The 20,788-nt window shown below is 65.7% G+C and carries 15 protein-coding genes and 1 pseudogene; 9 read left to right on the forward strand and 7 right to left on the reverse strand.

What is annotated here, in order from left to right; genetic code table 11:
* Positions 1-197: 197 nt before the first annotated feature.
* The 3 genes from recC to recD are packed head-to-tail and all read left to right on the forward strand — an operon-like array spanning position 198 to position 9,321.
* On the forward strand, positions 198-3,587 hold the full coding sequence (gene recC, locus GCT13_RS23530) for an exodeoxyribonuclease V subunit gamma (protein ID WP_152762138.1): 3,390 nt from the start codon (positions 198-200) through the stop codon (positions 3,585-3,587).
* Positions 3,584-7,306, forward strand: coding sequence for an exodeoxyribonuclease V subunit beta (recB, locus tag GCT13_RS23535; RefSeq protein ID WP_152762140.1), 3,723 nt, complete (start codon positions 3,584-3,586; stop codon positions 7,304-7,306). Before recC ends, recB begins: the two co-directional genes overlap by 4 nt.
* Positions 7,303-9,321 carry an exodeoxyribonuclease V subunit alpha gene (recD, locus tag GCT13_RS23540; protein ID WP_152762142.1) on the forward strand — a complete coding sequence of 673 codons (2,019 nt, stop codon included), beginning with the start codon at positions 7,303-7,305 and terminating at the stop codon, positions 9,319-9,321. Before recB ends, recD begins: the two co-directional genes overlap by 4 nt.
* Positions 9,322-9,489: 168 nt before the next feature.
* Here the strand turns inward: recD and GCT13_RS23545 are convergent, their stop codons facing one another.
* Positions 9,490-10,149 (reverse strand): VC0807 family protein, encoded by a 660-nt coding sequence (locus GCT13_RS23545; protein WP_152762291.1) that lies wholly within the window; start codon positions 10,147-10,149, stop codon positions 9,490-9,492.
* Positions 10,150-10,333: 184 nt separating this feature from the next.
* On the opposite strand from GCT13_RS23545, the gene arfB reads away from it, so the two are divergent.
* On the forward strand, positions 10,334-10,741 hold the full coding sequence (arfB, locus tag GCT13_RS23550; RefSeq protein WP_152762144.1) for an alternative ribosome rescue aminoacyl-tRNA hydrolase ArfB: 408 nt from the start codon (positions 10,334-10,336) through the stop codon (positions 10,739-10,741).
* Between the two features lie 87 nt (positions 10,742-10,828).
* On the opposite strand, the gene GCT13_RS23555 is transcribed toward arfB, so the two are convergent.
* Positions 10,829-12,103 (reverse strand): EAL domain-containing protein, encoded by a 1,275-nt coding sequence (locus GCT13_RS23555; RefSeq protein ID WP_152762146.1) that lies wholly within the window; start codon positions 12,101-12,103, stop codon positions 10,829-10,831.
* 325 nt (positions 12,104-12,428) lie between these two features.
* On the opposite strand from GCT13_RS23555, the gene GCT13_RS23560 reads away from it, so the two are divergent.
* Positions 12,429-12,719, forward strand: coding sequence for a putative quinol monooxygenase (locus GCT13_RS23560; RefSeq protein ID WP_152762148.1), 291 nt, complete (start codon positions 12,429-12,431; stop codon positions 12,717-12,719).
* Between the two features lie 200 nt (positions 12,720-12,919).
* Here GCT13_RS23560 and GCT13_RS23565 read toward each other — a convergent pair whose 3' ends face one another.
* The 3 genes from GCT13_RS23565 to GCT13_RS23575 all read right to left on the reverse strand — a co-directional run bounded on the left by GCT13_RS23565 (position 12,920) and on the right by GCT13_RS23575 (position 14,766).
* On the reverse strand, positions 12,920-13,177 hold the full coding sequence (locus GCT13_RS23565) for a DNA-binding protein (RefSeq protein WP_152762150.1): 258 nt from the start codon (positions 13,175-13,177) through the stop codon (positions 12,920-12,922).
* Between the two features lie 292 nt (positions 13,178-13,469).
* Entirely contained in the window at positions 13,470-13,709 is a 240-nt protein-coding gene (locus tag GCT13_RS23570; RefSeq protein ID WP_152762152.1) for a hypothetical protein, read from the reverse strand.
* 325 nt (positions 13,710-14,034) lie between these two features.
* Positions 14,035-14,766, reverse strand: coding sequence for a YdcF family protein (locus GCT13_RS23575; protein ID WP_193727740.1), 732 nt, complete (start codon positions 14,764-14,766; stop codon positions 14,035-14,037).
* A 251-nt stretch (positions 14,767-15,017) separates the two neighbouring features.
* On the opposite strand from GCT13_RS23575, the gene GCT13_RS23580 reads away from it, so the two are divergent.
* Positions 15,018-15,332 (forward strand): hypothetical protein, encoded by a 315-nt coding sequence (locus GCT13_RS23580; RefSeq protein ID WP_152762295.1) that lies wholly within the window; start codon positions 15,018-15,020, stop codon positions 15,330-15,332.
* Between the two features lie 355 nt (positions 15,333-15,687).
* Here GCT13_RS23580 and GCT13_RS23585 read toward each other — a convergent pair whose 3' ends face one another.
* The gene (locus GCT13_RS23585; protein ID WP_152762154.1) at positions 15,688-15,960 is read right to left on the reverse strand and encodes a hypothetical protein; all 273 of its coding nucleotides are present in this window, start codon (positions 15,958-15,960) and stop codon (positions 15,688-15,690) included.
* Positions 15,961-16,372: 412 nt separating this feature from the next.
* Positions 16,373-16,768: pseudogene (locus tag GCT13_RS23590) on the reverse strand (transposase); the annotation flags it as partial.
* 421 nt (positions 16,769-17,189) lie between these two features.
* Here GCT13_RS23590 and GCT13_RS23595 point away from each other — a divergent pair.
* From GCT13_RS23595 to scpB, 3 genes are all read left to right on the forward strand, one after another.
* Positions 17,190-18,092: a LysR family transcriptional regulator gene (locus GCT13_RS23595; protein WP_152762156.1), complete on the forward strand. Its 903-nt coding sequence runs from the start codon at positions 17,190-17,192 to the stop codon at positions 18,090-18,092.
* A gap of 85 nt (positions 18,093-18,177) precedes the next feature.
* The gene (locus GCT13_RS23600) at positions 18,178-19,365 is read left to right on the forward strand and encodes a pyridoxal phosphate-dependent aminotransferase (protein ID WP_152762158.1); all 1,188 of its coding nucleotides are present in this window, start codon (positions 18,178-18,180) and stop codon (positions 19,363-19,365) included.
* Between the two features lie 312 nt (positions 19,366-19,677).
* The gene (scpB, locus tag GCT13_RS23605; RefSeq protein WP_152762160.1) at positions 19,678-20,745 is read left to right on the forward strand and encodes an SMC-Scp complex subunit ScpB; all 1,068 of its coding nucleotides are present in this window, start codon (positions 19,678-19,680) and stop codon (positions 20,743-20,745) included.
* The last annotated feature ends 43 nt before the right edge of the window (positions 20,746-20,788 follow it).

The raw sequence follows: 20,788 nt of genomic DNA on the forward strand, positions 1-20,788 counted from the left end.
GTTGATTGAAGCAGATGATGACGGGCCTCACGGGCTTCATTCGAGCCCGAACTGCCGTCGAGTCTAACTGATTTGCCGATGCCCGGACCATCGTCCGAATGGCCAGGTTTCGTGCCGGCGAGTGCCTTTGTTATGCTGTCGGCTCTCCCATACGCGGGCTGCACGCGAGCGCGCAGCCGCTTCTTCGCACAGGCTTTATGCTCCAGCTTTTCTATTCGAACCGGTACGATGTGCTCGTCGATGCGCTGCTCGACGGACTCGCTCAGGCGCCGTCGAGTCCATGGACCGCGCAGCCTGTGATCGTGCCGAGCGCGGCCGTGCGGCGGCGGCTCGAACTGGACATTGCCGCGCGTCGGGGCGTGTGCGCGAACATCGACTTCGGCTATCTCGCGCAATGGCTGTGGACGCAGATCGGCGGCGTGATCAAGAAGGTGCCGGAGCGTTCGCCTTTCGCGCCTGACCGGCTCGTGTGGCGCTGCTACCGTCTGCTTGGCGACGCGGATGAAGCGCGTCCCTGGAACGCGTCGCCGCGCCTGCGCAGCTATCTCGACGCCGCCGATGCGCCGATGCGTTACGAACTTGCGCGCCGCGTCGCGACGGTGCTCGATCATTATCTGACCTATCGTCCCGAGTGGCTGCTGCAATGGCAGAAGGGCGGCTCGATCTTCGCGGGCGGCGCGGCCGACGATACGGGCCCGCGCCTCATCGGCGCGAGTCCTGCTGCGCGTGAAGACGAGCGCTGGCAGGCCGCGCTGTGGCGCTCGCTGCTCGGCGAAGTGGCAGGCGACGCACATTCCGCGGATGCCGCCACGCCGCCCGCGTATCGCTTCCTCGACGAAGTTCGCTCGCTCGATCTCGAGGCGATCGCGAACGCCGACTGGCCCGAGTCCGTCAGCGTGTTTGCGCTGCCGACCATGCCGCCGCTGCACATCGCGTTGCTGCGCGAGCTGTCGCGCTGGATCGACGTGCGGCTGTACGCGATGAATCCATGCCGCGAGTTCTGGTTCGATATCGTCAGCGAAGGTCGCGTGCAAGCGCTCGACGTTGCGGGCCAGCTCGATTATCAGGAGGTCGGTCATCCGCTGCTCGCGGAATGGGGACGGCAGACGCAGGCGCAACTGCACATGCTGCACGAACTGACCGAGAGCGCGGCATCGGGCGAGGCTTCGTACTTCGCCGAAAATGACGCGCCCACGTGGCTCGCCGCCGTGCAGAACGCGATGCTCGATCTGCGCAGCGAGCGCGATCTCGACCCGGAGCCGCAAGAGCGCGGCATCGAAGTGCATGTGTGTCATAGCCTCGCGCGGCAGCTCGAGGTGCTGCACGACCGGCTGCTTGGCTGGTTCGACGAGTTCGACGATCTGCAGCCTTCGGACGTGCTCGTCACGTTCCCTGATCTCGGCGCAGCCGGGCCGCTGATCGATTCCGTATTCGGCACGGCGCCGATGGGAGATACACGGCGCATTCCGTATCGCGTCACGGGTTTGCCGCCTTCGCAGGCGAACCCTGTTGCGCGCGTGCTGCTCGACTGGCTCGCGCTGCCCGAGCGCAATGTCGGCGCACCGGAGCTGATCGAATGGCTGCGCGTCGATGCGATCGCCGCGCGCTACGGCATCGACGCAGCGGCGCTCGAAGACATTCAGGAATGGCTCGCGGCGGCTGGTGCGCGGCGCGGCCTCGCGCCCGTCACGCCTGCCGACAGCGCCGTTCCCGTCGCGCGCCACACGTTCGCCGACGCGCTCACGCGGCTCTTTCTCGGCTACGCGATGCCCGAAGGCGGCGAGCCGGTGGATGCGTGGCTGCCCGTCGAAGGCGCCGATGGCTCCGATGCGGAACTGCTCGGACGTCTCGCGAGCTTCGTCGACGACGTCGACGCGTTCGCGCGCCGTTGCGCCGACGACATGACGCCCGCCGAGTGGACGCAGCTCCTGCTCGAAGTGCTCGGCCGCTGCTTCGATGGTGGCGTCGACTTTGCGGACACCCTGGCCACCGTGCGCGACGCAATTGACAAGATGAGCGAAGCGATGCGCGCGGGCGCCGGCGACATCGCGCTGCCCGCGGCCGTGGTGCGCACGGCGCTGTCCGAAGCGCTCGACGACCCGGCACGCGGCGGCGTGCCGTGGGGCAGCGTGACGTTTTCATCGCTGACGAGTCTGCGTGGCTTGCCGTTCAGGATCGTCTGCATGCTGGGCATGGACGACGGTGTGTTGCCGAGTCTCGCGCGCGCCGACGAGTTCGACCTGATGGCCGAGTTCGGCAAGGCGGGCGACCGGCAACGCCGCGACGACGAGCGCAATCTGTTTCTCGATCTACTGCTCGCCGCGCAAGACCGTCTGCTGATCGCGTACACAGGGCGTAGCATTCGCGACAACGCGCCGTTGCCGCCCGCCGCGCTCGTCGATGAACTGCTCGATCACCTCGCGCGCGTGTCGTGCGACGAGGATGCCTCGCCCGCCGATCTCGACGCGGCGCGCCGTGCGTTCATCGTCGATCATCCGTTGCAGCCGTTCGCGTCCGAGTACTTCGATGCGAAGAACAATGGAAAGAGCAGCCTGTTCACGTACGATCCCGACCGCGCGGAACTGGCCGCTCTGCTGGCTGCGCCGGCGCGTGACGTGACGCCGCCGTTCTTCGCTGCGCCGCTGCCCGCCGCGCCGGACGAACGCAACCGGCCTGTCGCGTTCGACGACTTCCAGCGCTTCTGGCGGCATCCGGCGCGCGCGTTGTTGCACGACCGTCTCGGCATCGTGCTCTCCGATGCGCAAGGCGAACTGCTCGACATGGAACCGTTCGAACTCGACTTCGCGGGCCGCGATGCGCTCGCCGAACGGCTGCTGCCCGCGCTGCTCGACGCGAGTGCCGGCGACGATGCATTGGCGCGCGTGCGCCGGGTCGCCGAAGCGAGTCCCGAACTGCCTGGCGGCGCGACGGGCGCAGTCTGGCGCGCGCGCGAGCTGTCGGCGTTGCGGGGGCTCGCCGAGCGTGTGCTGCGCGAGGTGGCGTCGGGTGTCACGCGCTTGCCGTTTGCGCTCAACATCGACGCGCGCTGGCCCGATACGGGCGACGTCGCGCTCTTCGGCGCATTCGACGAGCCACTGCGCGAACGCTCAGAAGGCTCGCTGCATCTGCAAGGCACGCTCAATCTGTTGACTGAAACGGGGCAAGTCATTTTCCGTTACGCAAGACCCAGCGCACGCGACTATCTGTCCGCCTGGCTGTCCCATCTCGTCTATTGCGCGGCGTTGCCCGAAGGCCCAAGGCGCACCGTGTGGCACGCGAGTGGCGAGTCGTTCGAACTCGCGCCCGTCGAACAGCCGCTCGATCAGCTTGCGCCGCTTGCCGCGCTATACCGGGCAGGGCGCGCGTTTCCGCTGCGCTTCTTTCCGAAGAGCGCGTGGGCGAAGATCAGCGACAGCGACTCCGTCGCGCAGAACGCGTGGGCAAGCGACCGCGTGCGCGCCGAATCCGACGATGCCGCGTTGCGCATCGCGTTCCGAGGCACGCCGCTGACGCTCGACGAGCCGTTCGGCACGTTGGCGTCGATCGTATTCAAGCCGCTCGTCGCGCATCTGAGGAGCCGATCATGAGCGGCGCAGCCTGGATGCATGCGGCCGCGGCGCAGGAACTCGATGTGTTCGACTGCGATCTGGATGGCGTCAACCAGATCGAGGCGTCGGCGGGCACGGGTAAGACATGGAACATTTGCGCGCTGTACGTGCGGCTGTTGCTGGAGAAGAATCTGAGCGCCGATCAGATTCTTGTCGTGACCTTTACGAAGGCGGCGACGGCGGAACTGCATGAGCGCATTCGGGGCCGTCTCGCCGAAGTGCAGCGCGCGATCGAAACAGGCGACGATGGCGGCGATCCCTTCATCGCGCGGCTTTTCGAAACGACGCTTTCCGAAGCACGCGGCGTCGATCTCGAAGCGGCTGCAAAGGTGGTTCGCCGCGCGCTGCGCACGTTCGATCAGGCCGCGATTCACACGATTCACGCATTCTGCCAGCGCGCGTTGCAGGAAGCGCCGTTTGCCGCGGCGATGCCGTTTGCGTTCGAAATGGAAGCCGACGATGCCGCGTTGCGTTTCGAACTCGCCGCTGATTTCTGGCGCGAGCAGGTCGAACCTGTTGCAGGGGCGCATCCTTCGTTCGCGGCCTGGCTGGTCGAAAGGCGCGCGGGCCCCGCGTCGCTCGATGAACAGCTTGCGCGGCGTCTGAAGAAGCCGCTCGCACAGCTGCGCTGGGGCCAGACAGACGATATCGACGAGCCGGAAACGGACGCGTCGGATGATGCGCGCGGGCGCTTCGACGTAGCGTGGGCAATGTGGCGCGACGAGCGTGACAACGTCGCGCGACTGCTGGATGAGACGCAGGCGCGTCTGAAGCAGACGTCGCACAAGCCCGACGCCATCGCCGCCGCGATTGCCGCGTGGAACGACTACTTCGCGCAGGACGACTGTCATGCCGCGCCGCCGAAAGCCGCGCTGAAGCTGACGGCGAGCGCGCTGGCGAAGGGCACGAAGAAGGATTTCGAGCCGCCCGCGCATCCGTTCTTCGCTACCGCCGACGAACTCGCGGCCGCCGCCGTCGCAGCCGAAGCGGCTCAGCACGCGCGCTGGCTTCGCCTTGTGCAGAAGTGGCTCGACTATGCGCCGCAGGAACTGGCGGCGCGAAAGCGCACGCGGCGGGTCGTGTCCTTCGACGATCTGCTGTCGAACCTGCATCGCGCGCTCGCCACGCACGTGTGGCTCGCGGACGCGTTGCGCGCGCGCTATCCCGCTGCGTTGATCGACGAGTTCCAGGATACGGACCCGTTGCAGTTCGCGATCTTCAATCGCATCTTCGCGCCCGCCGGACCGCTCTTTCTCGTCGGCGATCCGAAGCAGGCGATCTACAGTTTTCGCGCGGCCGATCTGCACACGTATCTCGCGGCGCGCGCGCAGGCCTCGGCTCGCTATTCGCTCGCCGTCAACCAGCGTTCGACGGCGCCCATCGTCGACGCGTGCAATCGCTTCTTCGAAGCGAATCCTCAGGCATTCGTGCTCGAAGGGCTCGACTATCACCCGGTGCGCGCGGGCGAGCGTCAGCGGCCGCCGTTCGTCGATCGCGGCGGACCCGATGACGGCGATTTCCGCGTCTGGATGCTGCCGCGGGGCGATGCAGCGCGAACCAGGCGCGACGCGCAGCGCGCGGCGAGCGAGGCGTGCGCGGCGGAGATCGTGCGTCTGTTGCGCGGCGCGCGCGACGGCAGCGTGACGATCGGCGACAAGCCGCTCGCGCCCGGCAATATCGCGGTGCTCGTGCAGACCCACAAGCAGGGCAGTCTGATCAAGCGCGAGCTGTCCGCGTGGGGCGTGGGCAGCGTCGAACTGGCGCAGGCGTCCGTGTTCGAATCGCTCGACGCGGAGCAGATCGAACGCGTGCTGGCCGCCGTCGATACGCCCGGCGACCTGCGCCGGCTGCGCGCCGCGCTCGCGACGGACTGGTCCGGGCTCGACGCTGCTTCGCTATGGCGACTCGAGCATCTCGACGACGGCGCGTCGGGCGATGCCGCGCAATCCGTCGATGCGATGAGCTGGGTCGAGCGCTTTTCGCGCTACCGGATGTTGTGGCACGAGCGCGGCTTCGCCGTGATGTGGCGCACGCTGATGCGCGAACTGAACGTCGCGCAGCGCCTCGTCGCGGGCGTGGAAGGCGAGCGGCGGCTCACCAACGTCAACCATCTCGCCGAACTCGTGCAGGCGCGCGCCGCGATGCAGCCGGGCATCGCGCCGACATTGCGCTGGCTGGCCGCCCAGCGCGCGGGTGGTGCAGGAGGCGGCGAGGAGGCGCAATTGCGGCTCGAATCGGACCGCAATCTCGTGCAGATCGTCACCGTGCACAAGTCGAAGGGTCTCGAATACGCGGTCGTGTTCTGTCCGTTTCTCAACGACGGCGGCATGCGCGAGCCACCGTCGTCGGGCTTGCCCGATGCGCGCGAATATCACGCGGACGACGGCGCGGCCGTGCTTCACTACGGCTGCGATGACGAGCAGAAGGACTTTGCGAGCCGCCAGGCCACGCGCGAGCAGGCGGCCGAGCGCGCGCGCCTCGTCTATGTCGCGTTGACGCGCGCCGTGTATCGCTGCTACCTGGTGGCGGGCACGTATCTGTCGCACAACTCGTCGAAGGAATCGGCGCGCAGTGTGCTGAACTGGCTCGTCGCGGGCAGCGGACGCGATTTCGACGAATGGCTGACGAAGCCGCTCGACGAAGGCGCGATCTATCAGCATTGGCAGGCGCTCGGGGGCGGGCCGGTTGCCGTCGGCGCGCTGCCTGCCGTTGGGCGGCGCGTGCCGCTGGAAAGCATCGCCGACGGCACAGCGCTGATGCGCGCGCGCACGAACCGGCGCACGCTGCGCGACGCGTGGCGCATGGCGAGTTTCAGTTCGCTGATCGTCGCCGGTTCGCGCGCCGAAGAAACGTCGGCGGCGAACGACGAGGCGCGTCCCGATCACGACGAACTGGCCGATGTTCCAGCACCGTTGCATGCAAGCGCATTCGATGCCGCACCGGCTCCCGTCGAGCTCGCGCCCGACGATATCCTCGCGTTCCCGCGCGGCGCGGCGGCGGGCGAATGTCTGCACCGCATGTTCGAACTTGCGGATTTCACTGATCGCAGCACATGGGCGCATGCGATCGAACGCGCGCTACATGAGCGGCCCGCGCCCGCCGCGCCCGAACTCGCGCAACGGTTGCCCGCGATGATGCATCGCCTGCTCGGCGACGTCGTGAGCACGCAACTCGTGCCGGGCATGACGCTCGCGGCACTGGATCCGAAGCGCCGGCTCAACGAACTGGAGTTTCTGTTTTCGGCGGCATCGCTGGATTTTCCGGCGCTGCGCGCGCTGCTCGCCGGGCACGGCTTTCCCGATGTCGCGCTGGAGCCCGGCATGCTGCGCGGCTACGTGAAGGGGTTCATCGACATGATCGTCGAGCATCAGGGGCGCTACTGGGTGATCGACTGGAAGTCGAACCATCTCGGCGATACGTGCGAAGACTACGCCGCCGCGCCGCTCGACGAAGCGATGACGAGTCACGCCTATCACCTGCAGGCGCTGCTTTATGTCGTCGCGCTGCATCGGTATCTGCGTGTGCGGCTCGCCGGCTATGAGTACGACAAGCATATCGGCGGCTATCTGTATCTGTTCGTGCGCGGCGTGCGTCCGTCGTGGCGCGGCGCGGACCACGCGGCGGGCGTGCATGCGCGACGGCCAGAGTACGCGCTCGTCGCCGCGCTCGACGCATTGATGGACGGAGGCACGGCATGAGCACATTCGATCAGCCATTGCCCGACGTCGAAGTGAACGTGCCCGCGCCCGCGGATTTCAGCACGGCGCTCGCCGAAGGTTTCGCGCGGCGGGTGAGCGCGTTAGCGCAGCGCGGTCGCGCGCCAGCGGACGGCGTGCGCTGGGCCGCGCGCGCCGCATTCGCCGCGAGCCGCGCGACGTCGGAAGGGCACGTGTGCGTGTCGCTCGACGAGCTTGCGCAGCGCTACGATGCGCGCGCCGACGATGTGCGCGCCGCGCTGCTTGCAAGCGGTGTCGCAAGCGACGGCAAAGAGACGGCGCAGGCATTGCGGCCGCTCGTCGTCGATGGGCAAGGGCGGCTTTATCTCGCGCGTTACTACGATTACGAGCGGCGGCTCGCGCAGTCGCTCGTCGACCATGCGCACGCGCCGCGCGGCGAGACACAGCAAGCGGATCCCGTTTCGCGCAGCGCGTCGCCACACGCGTTGCGCGAAAGGCTGCTGCGTTATTTCGGAGAGCCTCGGGACAACGAGATCGACTGGCAGCGCGTGGCCGCCGTGATGGCGCTATCCGGGCGGCTCACGATCGTCAGCGGCGGGCCGGGAACGGGGAAGACCACGACCGTCGTCGGCGTGCTTGCGTGTCTGCTGGATGCGCGCGCCGATCTGCGCATCGCGCTCGCCGCGCCGACGGGCAAGGCCGCGCAGCGCATGCAGGAAGCGCTGCTCGCGCGCGCGGGCTCGCTGCCGCCGGAGCTTGCCGTGCGTCTGCCGCAAACGTCGTTCACGCTACATCGCCTGCTGGGCACCGGGCCGGACGGGCGCTTCAGGCATCATCGCGACAACCCGCTGCCTTATGACGTGATCGTGATCGACGAGGCGTCGATGATCGACGTCGCGATGGCCACGCATCTGTTCGATGCGCTCGCACAAGAGACGCATCTCGTGATGCTCGGCGACAAGGATCAATTGGCGGCTGTCGAGGCGGGCGCCGTGTTCGCCGAGCTGAGCGCGCAGCCGGCGTTCAGCGAAGAAGGCGTCGGTGTGATTGCGGCAGCCCTGGGCATCGACGAAAGCCGGCTGCGCGCGGCGTTGCCGGCCCCCAGCCGCGAAACTTCGCCAAACGATGCGCCGCCGTTCATTGACGATCTATTCGGCGCGCCGTCGGAGGCAATCGCGCAATCGCAGCCCGCGCCGCTAGCCGATTGCGTCGTCTGGCTGGAGCGCAACTATCGCTTCGGGCTGGAGTCGGCGATCGGCCGGTTGTCTGTCGCGATCCGCCGCGGCGACGCGCAGGCCGCGCTCGACGTGCTGGAGACCGATCCCGTCGGGCATTGCGCGGCGGCATTCCACGTGGACACGGACGCGGCGGCTTCGGAGCGCACGATCCAGCGGCTTGCCGCCGGTTTCGCGCCGTATGCCGACGCGCTCGCGGCGACGCTCGGCGAAGCGGCATCCGGCATGGCGCCGCAGCCGCTTGCGCTGTTCGACGCGCTCAACCGCTTTCGCATCCTGTGCGCGACGCGTCTCGGGGCGCGCGGCGTCGATCAGATGAATGCCGCGATGGCGGCGCAAGTGCGCCGTGCCGCGCGCGTGCCGCTGACCGCGGGCGCGCAGTGGTTCGCGGGCCGGCCCATTATGGTCACGCGCAACGACTACGCGCTGGGTCTCTTCAATGGCGATATCGGCATCGCGCTGCCGGGCGCGGACGGCTCGCTGCGCGTGTATTTTCGTGGCGCGGATGGCAGCTTGCGCGCGGTGTCGCCCGCCGCACTGCCGCCGCACGATACCGCGTTCGCGCTGACGGTTCACAAGTCGCAGGGGTCGGAGTTTGACCATGCGGTGCTGATGCTGCCTTCGACGTTCAGCCGCGTGCTGTCGCGGGAGCTCGTCTATACGGCGATCACGCGGGCGCGCGAGCGGGTCGAGGTGATCGGCTCGCGGGCGGTGCTGATGCGCGCAATCGCAACGCCGACGCAGCGCGACTCGGGACTCGCTGCGCGGATCGCCGAAGCGGCGCAAGAAGGCGGTTGCTGATTCGAAACTTGGAAGGCGTGAGGAATACGAACAGCGCAAAGAAGACGAGGAACGTGCGAAGCAAACGAGGAAAACGCGAGGAAAACGAGGAACGCGCGAGGCAGACGTGGAAGCGACAAAGCAAACAAGGATGCCGCGAAGCAAATAAGGCGTGCAGCAGACGGCCGCTCAGTTCGCGGCCGTCCCGCGCGAAGGTTGTGCTTCTGTTTCCGGCGCCTGTCCGGCGAGGTCGCGCATCGTGCGCCGATACCAGAACGTCCAGACCATCAGGCCGCCGAAGATCCCATAGCCGACGACGGGCGACACCATCAGCACCCGTTCGATCGGCCAGTGCCACGCCATCCAGATGCGCAGCGCGGTTTCGCTGATGAGGCCGACGCCCCATGTGACCGTCAGCACCCGCAGCGCGCGAGCGAAAGCGGGTTGCTCGCGCCACAGCATGTCGACGTGCGCGGCGCCGTTCGTCATCTCGCGGGCCACGAAGGCGCGCGTCAGGTAGAAGATGATCGGCCGGCGCAGCAGCAGCGACAGCAGGAACGCCGCGCCGATCGCGCCCGACACCAGCGATTCGCGCATCAGCAGCACGCGCGAGTCGCCGCCGAGCGCCATCGCGCCGATCGACAGCACGATGCCGAGCAGCACCATCAGGGCAAGCGCATCGACGCGCCGAAAGCGCACGAGTTCGATGACGCTCCAGATGACGGGCGGCACGGCGGATGCGATCAGGCCACCCGTCTCGCCCCAGTACGGCTGCGCGAGACGATACGTGATCCAGGGCAACAGCAGGTTGACCGCCAGTTCCAGCATCTGCGCGGGGCGCATCTTCATCACGATGATTGGCCTATGAGCTAGAGATGTCAGTATTGGCGAGATCGGCGAATTGAAGCAAATGAGCCGCGCGTACAGCGAGTGTGCATGCCGCGCGGCGCATGCGGTTTCGTCTGATACGGCGTAGCCGGTACACGATACAGCATAGCCGGTACTCTTATTTTGCATCGTCCGACCATTTGACATGACTTCACGCTATCCGATCCCGCCGAACGAAATCGAACTGACGGCCGTGCGCGCGCAGGGCGCGGGCGGGCAGAACGTCAATAAGGTGTCGAGCGCAATCCATCTGCGCTTCGACGTGCGCGCGTCGTCGCTGCCCGACGTGCTGAAGATGCGTCTGCTTGCGTTGCAGGACCATCGGCTAACGCGCGATGGCGTCGTCATCATCAAGGCGCAGGAATACCGGACTCAGGAAATGAACCGCGCGGCGGCGCTCGCGCGGCTCGATGCGCTGATCGACAGCGTCAGCGTCACCCGCAAGGCGCGCGTCGCGACGCGGCCGACGCGCGCATCGAAGGAGCGCCGGCTGGAGAGCAAGGCGAAGCGCGGCGATGTAAAGGCCGCAAGGCGACGCATCGAGCAGGAATAGCACAATTGCAGCGCATGGCCCGCAGCGCGCAACTTGCGCGCGACGAGTCTCGCCGTTGAAAACCGCGTGGTGGAACCTGCCGATCCTTCAGACAGGACTCGCGTTGCGCAGCTCGGGCAGAAAGTCGACGCAGAACACGCGCGTGACGCCGTCGCGCTCGACGGTCACGGCGGCTGTGTAGCAATCCCGGCCATCCATCAGCGAGCAGTGCGGCCCCATCATCGCGACGCGTCCCGGCGCGGCGAGTGCATGCTTGAAGTAGGCGCGCCGCGACCAGTTGTTGCGCGTGTCGGGCACGAGGGGCGCAAGCCGCGCCGGCGGAGGGGGCGTGCCGCAAGCAGCGAACGACGGCTCCAGCTGTTCGCCACGATCGCTCAGCACGAATACGCGGCGCGCGTCGGGCACGAGGAAAACGGGTTGCGCCGCCTGCGCGAGATCGCCCGTCTGCATGTACACGTTCGCGCCGGCGAGCACCGCTTCCGTGAAACCCTCGAAACCCGGGCGCTGATAGCGCGAGTGCGTGCGCTCGAAGCTCGCGAAGCGCTGCCACATCTCATCGATCAGTTCGGGCACGCGCGCGTTCGCCGCCTGTATCGACGCTTTCGGATGACCGAACCAGTAACCCTGGACGAAATCGACGTCGGCCTGCATCAGCGTCATCAGTTCGTCTTCCGTCTCGACGCCTTCGGCCAGTACCAGCGTGCCCGACTGATGCAGCATGTTGATCAGATGGCCGATCAGCGAATTGTCGTTGTCCTGGCGGCCCGCGCGCGCAACGAGCGAGCGGTCGAGCTTCACGATGTCCGGCCTGAAGCGCCACACGCGATCGAAGTTCGAAAAGCCCGTGCCGAAGTCGTCGATCGCGATCAGGAACTCACGCGGCTGCGATGCCGCGAGCATGCTGGCGACCGCGGACTCGTCGTCGGCGGGCTGTTCGAGCACTTCGATCACGATGCGTTCCTGCGGCAGTCCGAAATGCTCGGACAGTTCGTCGATGAACGGGCGCTGCGGCCAGCCCGTCTCGAACACCTGCGGACGCGTGTTGAGGAACAGCCAGCCCGTCTCGATGCCTTGCGCCATGAAGTTCGCGACATGCAGACAGCGCGCGAGCCGGTCGAGCGCGCGCGCATCGGCCGTCGAGCGTGTGCCCGAAAACAGCACGGCGGGCGAGATCGGGTGGCCGACGGGATCGAAGGCGCGCAGCAGTGCTTCATAGCCGACGACGCGCTGATGTGTCACCGAGATGACCGGCTGAAAGACGCTGCGCAACGTAATGGTTCGCCACGGCGCGGCCCATCCGGCATCGTCCTGCACCATATGCTGCAGGAGGCCAGGGAGCGTCGTATCGTCGACGTTTGGCATGACGGCAGATTTGTCCTATGCAGCGTGCGGCGCGCGCCCGGACGAGGCGACATGTCCGCGGCAGGCATGCGTAACGTCGGCGCAATGGAGGTCGGGCCCGAAGGCAGTCGGATCAATGCCCGTCACGCGCGACTCCGCTCAGTTGTGCAGCTCAGATGCAGTCCAGTTCGTCGAATCAGTCTAGCAGTTCGCATGCGTAATGAATGTTCGGGTAATCACAGACGGAGTGAGAGTCTGTGCGGTTTCGTCTTGATGTTGGCGCGGACAAACGGTGCATTTATGGCAGCGGCGTTATGCTGCTGATTTCTCAAAAGTGGAGTCCAGCATGTCGGAAATCGCGGTGGTGGCGATCTCGGTGGCGAAGCCGGGGCACGAGGAGCAGTTGCGCAAGGCGCTCGAAGGTATCGTCGGGCCGACGCGCAAAGAGCGCGGCGCATTGCAGTACGACTTGCACCGCGATCTGCGCGAGCCGCGCCGCTTCATCTTCTTCGAGCGATGGGAAAGCGAAGAGGCGCTTGCTGCGCACGCGAAGTCCGCGCATATCGAGGCGTATAGGAAGGCGTCGGCGGAATGGATCGAGTACGCGGAGTTGCGCATCGTGTCGAAGATCGCGTGAAGCGCAAGGGCAGCGGGCGAAGCCGAAAAAGAAAAGCCCGGCAATGCCTTTTCCGGGCTCGAGCATGCAGGCGTTAGCAGCACCGTGGGCGCTTGCGGCTTCTCCATGCGCATTTCGTTTTCGTGCGCTTCGCGTCGGCTCACACGGCCTTCATGCTGACGATGCCATCTCCGCCGGCGCGCGCATGAGGCTTCTTGCGATCAATGCGTCGAATGCGGCACGTCGAGGATCAGGATGATAGTCCAGTCGGCGTCGCCGTCGTGATGATACTGACGTTCCGCGACGATGAACGGCTGCTGCTTGCCGGCCGGTCCGAGAAACAGCACATCGCCTTCCATCGGCAGACATTCGACGGGCGGCAGCGCAAGGAATGCCTCCTGACTGCCGCGCGGCATGAGTTTTTCGATCTTGCGGGATGCTGCTTCAGTCCATTCGATGTCCAGCTGGATGTTGCTCATTCTGTCCTCCGCACCAGGGTGCGCACGGGTTGGGTGGGTTCTTCGGTGCGCGACTTTAGCATACCGTCAGCGCAGATCCCGCGACACGCGCTGCGCGGTCAGCCGCTCGCGGAAAACGCGCTGGAGCAATGAAAAAGCCGAGGCCGTGCGGGACGGCTTCGGCTTCTGTTCGAGCTTTTGCATCGAGCGACTACAGCAGGCGCACGACACGTCCGCCGTCACGCAATTGCCGTGCGCAGCGGCGCATAGGGCCTAACTGCGAGGGCCCGCTGCGCCGGCTTGCTGCGACGGCTTACTGTGCCGGCGCAGCCTGCTTCTTGTGATGCATCGAGCCCTTGTGATGCTTCATCATCGGCGCAGGCGGCGCGCTTTCCATTGCCTGCTGCTTCGACTGCAATTCTTGCGCGCGCTGTTCGACGTCGGCGGCCTTCGCCGGGTCGGTGCTCATCGTCACCCCCTGGTCCTGCTGCGCGTACGCCGCGCCCGTCAGTGCCGAAAGGGAAACCAGGATTGCCAGGGACACTTTCTTCATCGCTGCCTCCGTAGAGAGTGGTTGTGGACCCGAGTATGGCTGTCCGTTGGAACGACAGTGCATTCTAGCCAGCAATGTTTGATCCAGAGTATTGTCTGTAACAGAATTCACAGATGGTTACGTTTCGTTACATTGGTGCGCCGTCGTCACGGAGCCGCTTCCCAGAAGCCATTGCGCATGAAACGTATTGTGCTTCTGTTCGCCGCAGTCGTCTCGAGAAGTCAGATTTTCCCGCTCGGGCGTTGCGCCGACGATTTTTCAATGTGCTTGAAAAATTCCATCGCATAGCTAAGCAAATCGCTGCGCCCTTGCCGGTTGCCCGCGATCAGAACCAGCCGATCTCCTGGTAGACATGAAACTGCGCAAGGCCGATCAGCTCGTGCAGCGCGATTTCCGCGTCGAAGAGGTTTTCGCCGCGTGGCAAGAAGCCGAGTTTCGCGTGACGGGTGTTCGACACGACAGGCAGCGGCTGCATCCCGAAGCGGTGAAAGTTGAGCAGCGCCCTTGGCATGTGATAGGCGGATGTGACGAGAATCAACGAACCGTAATATCCGTCGTGCAGAATCGCTAGGACGTTGCGTGCATTTTCGTAGGTCGTCAGGCTGTGGTTCTCGAGGATGATGTCGCCGCGTTGCACCCGGTCGCGCAGCAGGTAGGGCAGATAGGTGTCGGCTTCCGTCGCCTCGTGCTCCTGCGGATTGCCGCCGCTTACGATCACGTGACAAACGGGACTGACCTGCTTGCAGCGGGCGTAGAGGTCGGCGCTCTTGTCGATGCGGGCGTAGGCGTCCTTGGGCGGAACGAGCTTGCCGTCATGGTCATTGATGGTGCCCGTGCCGAGCAGCACGATCGCCGTATGGGGCGCGTATGTTGCGGGGGCAACCGTCTGCCCGCCGGGTGGCGCGCCACGCTGGGTGAGGTCGAGCAGTGGCTGGGCCAGCCAGCCCGAGCCGAGCGCCCAGTAGAACGCAATCGCTGCCGCGCCGATTATCGTGCGCGCGCTGCGCAGCAGCACGAAAGCTGCAAAAAAAAGCAGCAATAAAGTTAAGAGAATCAATTTTATTGGGGTAACGTATGGTATTCGGACATTTCCACCCGCGGGCCATCGCGCCGATACGGTCGCATCGCCGCCAGTCGGAAGCAGAACGCTAGCACGGCGTTCACACGGGGACCGAAAAAAACGGCGGCCAATGCCGGAATCGCGGACCTACGGGGGAAATCTCCGGCCATCCGCGATGCGCGTGTCGACAGATGCGCCATTGTGTCGCGAACAAATAAGTCATGGCTGCACTTAAAGAAAGAAGTGAGATGACCACTTATTCCAACGAAGCCGTACTTGAGGCGCTGCGACGGGCGCAATACCGTCAGGTGCCATGGGCCAAGCGCCCAGGCGTTTTCGAATATCTGCGTTCGCTTGGCATGATGGACACCGTTCGTCAAAGGACGGTCGCTCCCGCGCCGGGTTTCCATGCTCCCGTGGACATCGCGGTGCTGACCGAACGTGGCCGCTCCGAATTTGCGCGGCTCGCCCGCGACGAGCGTTCGCTCGACTGGGATTCGCGCCGCATGCGCAACTACGTTTTTGCCGGCGCGGTCGCCGGAGAGAGGGCAGCTGCCGTCTAGACGACGGGCTCTTGCAGGACGCGCGCTCACCATGACAGTGCGGCGCGCGGAAAACGCGTCGTGCGAGGCGCGTCGAGGGCATGTCGCCGCCATTTCCGCGTTTTAACCCTTTCTTTACGCATGCCGGGCGGCGTCGCGCGGCATCCGCGCCGATTGGCTCTGCAGAAACATTGGACGAAAAAAAGCCCGTATCGCGAGGATACGGGCGTACCGGAATTACTTCTGCCACGCTGTGCTTATGGCATTTGTGAGACTGGCGACCCTGCAGGTGGTTCCCGATTTCGCAGATCTTTCCGCTGCGCCACTTTTGCTGCGCCGGCGACGGCAAGGCAATCCGCTGCTCGCGGCGCGGTTTTCAGTGCGCGTCCGGTGCCCGCCGTTGCACGGCCTCGTCTCGCTGCCCGTCGGGCCGCGCGCGAACGTTACTGGCGATATCGCCGCGCAAATCCCCACGCGGCGAAGGCGGCGTGAACCCCTGATTGCGCGCTTCCGTCTGTTGCCACGCCTGAAGCGTGGCCGGCTGTTCCGGCCGCCAGTTCCAGCCCTGCTGCGGGCGTTGCTGCGCGAACGCAGTCGCGGCAATCACCGAAGCGACCATGCCGCAGACACGCAGTGACATTGGCCTCATGATCAACTCCCGACAAGCCAGTCGGGGCTTGTTTGCATACTTGTACGGTATGCCGCACTGCGAAAGCGTGCTGTAAATAAAAGTAAATGGATGTTTCGTCCCGTCACGGAAGGTATGCAGGCCGCAAAACGGGAATCGGCGGGCGACAAGGGTGGGCGCGTGCAGAACGCTGCGAACTGCGAAGCTGGCGAAGGCGCGCCGTAACGGGTGGAAAAATCCGCGGCACGGTTGATGTGCGTTCAGCGGAGGGCTGGAGGCGTCACGATCGGATGGACATGCGGCGCCGTCGGTCCCTCACCGGGCCATTGGCAGTTTGGAAATGGAAAACGAGGGACGAAATTGGGCGAAAGCCCGGTCCCAGAAACGCACCGGGCGCCCCAAGGGGCGCCCGGCGGCGTGGTTTGCTGCGTCAGGCCATCTTGACGGGTGCGCGCCAGGATTCCGGATTGGTCCAGAACGCGCCGCGCAGACGGTCGCGGCTCGGCGGTGCCGGTGGTTTGGCCGCCGTTGCGCCAATGCGTCCGCGCAACGAAATCTCACGGCCACTCGTGCCCAGCCGCTTGACTATTTCGGCGAGCGTGCCGTCGGCTTGCCATTCGTCGAAACGGCGACGGCACGTCGGCGGCGACGGATAGCGGCCCGGCAACTTGGACCAGCCTTCCCCCGTCGACAAAACCCACAACACGGCGTTGACTACCGCGCGAGCTTCGACGCGTGGTCGACCACGGCGTTCGCTCCGTGCCGGCTCCGCACAGAACAACGCCTCGACCAGCGCCCACTCGTTGTCTCTCAAATCGTCGAACACCATCATGTTTCACCTCAGCGAAGCTAACTCCGGTGCGCTGCCCCGCGCTGCGCACTCTTCATGCACCCGAATCCATATCGGGCGCCGGCGGAGAGCCGGCCTGTACCGTTGCGAACCGCTTTTCTCGCCAGTCCGAATCGGCGCCGACTCTTGTGCAGGAGGAAACGCACGAAGCGTGCCATCTTTCACCCAACCGCCTCGAAGCCTCGCCGCATCAAGCCGTTACGGGCGTTAGCCTGGCCCGTATGAGAATCCAAAAAAACCATTCAGCAAATCGGGACAATCACCAATCTTGTGCAATCAGGCCCGCCCCGCGTGCGTTTGCGCCTTCTTGCTGCATTGCAGCGACGCGAAAGAAGCGATGCGTAAACCCATCGCAGGTCATAAAATTGGCATCAAACAACATTATTTATGAGGGGAGCAGATGAATGTGACGCTGCGTCAACTGCGCGTGTTCATCGAAGTGGCGCGCCTGCAGAGCTTCAGCCGGGCGGGGAGCGAAATCGGGCTGACGCAGTCGGCCGTGAGCCGGTGCGTGCGCGAGCTGGAAGCAGAAATCGGCCTGAAGCTGATCGACCGGACCACCCGCGAGGTCCAGCTCACCGACGTCGGCGGCAATCTGGTCGCGAGCGTGTCGCGGCTGCTCGGTGATCTCGACGATGCGCTGCGCGAAATCCGCGAAATCGGCGAGCAGCGGCGCGGCCGCGTGATGGTGGCCGCCAGCCCGACGATCGCTTGCCGGCTGATGCCGCAGATCGTCGCGGCTTGCGGCAAGCAGTATCCGTTCATCACGCTCGGCCTGCGCGACGACGTGCAGAGCGACGTGGTGCGCAAGGTCAAGTCGGGCGAGGTGGATTTCGGCGTGATCATCGGTCCCGTGTCCGCGGACGATCTGATCGCCGAGGCGCTGATGACCGACTCGTTCTGCCTCGTCTCGCGCGACGATCATCCGCTTGCGGGGCGCAGCGAAGTGGCGTGGCGCGAGCTGGAAGGCGAGCGTCTCGTGTTGCTCGATCATGCGTCGGGCAGCCGGCCGATCATCGACGCCGCGCTGGAGGAGTACGGCGTCAGCGCGAACGTCGTGCAGGAGCTCGGCCATCCGTCGACGGTGTACGGACTGGTGCAGGAGGGCATCGGCGTGAGCGTGCTGCCGTGGCTCGCGATGCCGTTGCCGGCGGGGTCGTCGCTGGTCACGCGGGCGCTCGTGCCGCGCGCCGAGCGGACCGTCGAGCTGGTGCGGCGGCGCGACCGCTCGCTGTCTCCGGCTGCCGATGCCGTGTGGAACCTGATCCACCAGGTGCCAGGACGCACGGAAGACTTGCGCTGAGGGGGCGTGGCGCGCTGCGGGTTCGCGGCCCCGTATTTTGCGACACGCTACACTCGCATTTTTCACCGACCCGCCGGGATCTTCGATGAGCGAAACCGATTTGCCCCCGTTCCCCAGTGCACGCGATGCCGTGCGCTCGCTGCGTGCGTCGCAGATCCGCGAAGTCGCGAACGCCGGCTTCGGTGTGCCTGATGTGCTGCCGTTCTGGTTCGGCGAGTCGGACCGCGTGACGCCGCCGTTCATCCGCGATGCCGCGAGCGCGGCGCTTGCGTCCGGCGCGACGTTTTACACGCACAACCTCGGCATTGCGCCGTTGCGCGAGACGCTCGCCCGCTACGTGAGCGCGCTGCATGGGCCGACATCGGTCGAGCATGTAGCCGTCACGAGCGCGGGCGTCAACGCGCTGATGCTGGCCGCGCAGCTGGTGGTCGGCGCAGGCGACCGCGTGGTGGCCGTGACGCCGCTGTGGCCGAATCTCGTCGAAATTCCGAAAATTCTCGGCGCGCACGTCGAAACCGTGTCGCTCGTCTATGGTGCAGGCGGCTGGCAACTCGACCTGGAGCGGCTGCTCGCGGCGCTCACGCCGGACACGAAGCTGCTGATGCTGAACTCGCCGAACAATCCGACGGGCTGGGTGATGAGCCGCGACGAGCAGCGCGCCGTACTCGATCATTGCCGACACCTGGGCATCTGGGTCGTCGCCGACGAAGTCTACGAACGTCTTTATTACGCGGGCGAGCCGGGGCAATGCGCGCCTTCGTTCCTCGATCTCGCGGGACGGGACGAACGCGTGATCTGCGTGAACTCGTTTTCGAAAGCCTGGCTGATGACGGGCTGGCGGCTCGGCTGGATTGTCGCGCCGACGTCGCTGATGGACGACCTCGGCAAGCTCGTCGAGTACAACACTTCGTGTGCGCCGGCGTTCGTGCAGCAGGCGGGCATTGCCGCCATCGAGCAGGGCGCGCAGTTCACGCGTGAGCTGGTCGGCGAGCTGCGGGCATCGCGCGATCATCTGGTGGGCGCGCTGTCGGCGCTGCCGGGCGTCGATGTGAAAGCGCCGCCGGGCGCGATGTACGTGTTCTTCTCGTTGCCGGGTGCTTCGCGCAGCCTCGATCTGTGCAAGGCGCTCGTGCGCGAGGCGGGGCTTGGCCTTGCGCCTGGCAGCGCGTTCGGCCCGGAGGGAGAGGGCTTCGTGCGCTGGTGCTATGCGTGCGACACGGCGCGTCTCGACGCGGGCGTCGAACGGCTCAAGGAGTATCTCGCGCGCCATTGAGCGCATCGGTAAAGTTGAGAACGCGGCGCGGCGCCTCGCACCGTTATGCACGGCGGCGTACCCCGATTAAGGTGCAGTTTGGATTTCGTCTTTACGCACCGATTGTTTTTGCGTAATATGGCAGCCAGTCACGCGGTTCCCTCGCGGAATTTCGCTGCTCCGTCGTCCGGCTGGGTATGGCTCGATGCCTGTTTCGCCTCCCCCCGGTGCGTGCTCCCATCAATATGACCGATCAAAATCGGGCGAGCGCGTCTTCAGTTCCACATCGTCTGTTTGATCCGGTTCTTTGACCACAGGGTCTGACCTAGCTGCATGAATACCCAAGAGGCGAAGATCGTCCTCGAGACTGCCTTGATCTGCGCGCAGGAGCCGTTGAAGATCGCTGATTTGCGTAAGCTCTTTGCCGACGGCGTGTCGGCAGACACGGTTCGCACGTTGCTTGAAGACCTGAAGCAGGACTGGTCCGGACGCGGTGTCGAACTCGTCGGACTGGCTTCCGGCTGGCGTTTTCAGAGCAAGCCGGCGATGCGCACGTATCTCGACCGCCTGAATCCCGAGAAGCCGCCGAAGTACTCGCGCGCGGTGCTCGAGACGCTGGCGATCATCGCGTACCGGCAGCCTGTCACGCGCGGCGATATCGAAGAGATTCGCGGCGTGACCGTGAACACGCAGGTCGTCAAGCAGCTCGAAGACCGCGGCTGGATCGAAGTGATCGGCCATCGTGACGTACCGGGGCGCCCCGCACTGTATGCGACGACGCGTTCGTTCCTCGACGACCTCGGCCTGAAGTCGCTCGAAGAACTGCCGCCGCTCGACGATCCGTCGGCGCAGTCAAACATGGATCTGCTCACGCAGCATGCGATCGAATTCGCGGACGGCGAAGCGTGTGCAGAGAGCGCTGCAACGGATGTGAGCGAGGTCGATGGCACGGCTCATGCTGCATCGGAAGCAGAGGAACCCGCTGGCGCCGCCGAAGCCGAGGCTCAGGCGGAGCCAGCTGGCGAGCAATCGGAGCCTGCGGAAGAAGCGCATGCAATGCACGGCGTAACGCAAGACACGCAAGGCACGCAAGACGCCGTGCCCGACGACGCTAAAAGCAGCATCGGGCAATCAGACGTGTTGGCGCCCACCGAACAGCACAGCACCGCACAGGCGGCGCATGAAACGGAGCCGGCTCACCAAGCCGGATCTGCCGCGCAGTCGGAAGACGGACACGAAGACACGCGCGAATCGCATAACGAGACCGGGCACGCGCAGCGCGCCAATCCGGCCGGAACAGACCAGACTCACGCGGTGCATGACGATCGGCACGATCGCCGCGATACCGCCCAGGACGCAGGCGAGCTGACCGACGACGAAGCCGAGTCGCGCAGCGCCTGACGTAACCGTACCTTTTGACGCGCCCGCAACGGGCGCGCGACCA

It is taken from the genome of Paraburkholderia franconis, from assembly GCF_009362735.1.
GTDB lineage: Bacteria > Pseudomonadota > Gammaproteobacteria > Burkholderiales > Burkholderiaceae > Paraburkholderia > Paraburkholderia franconis.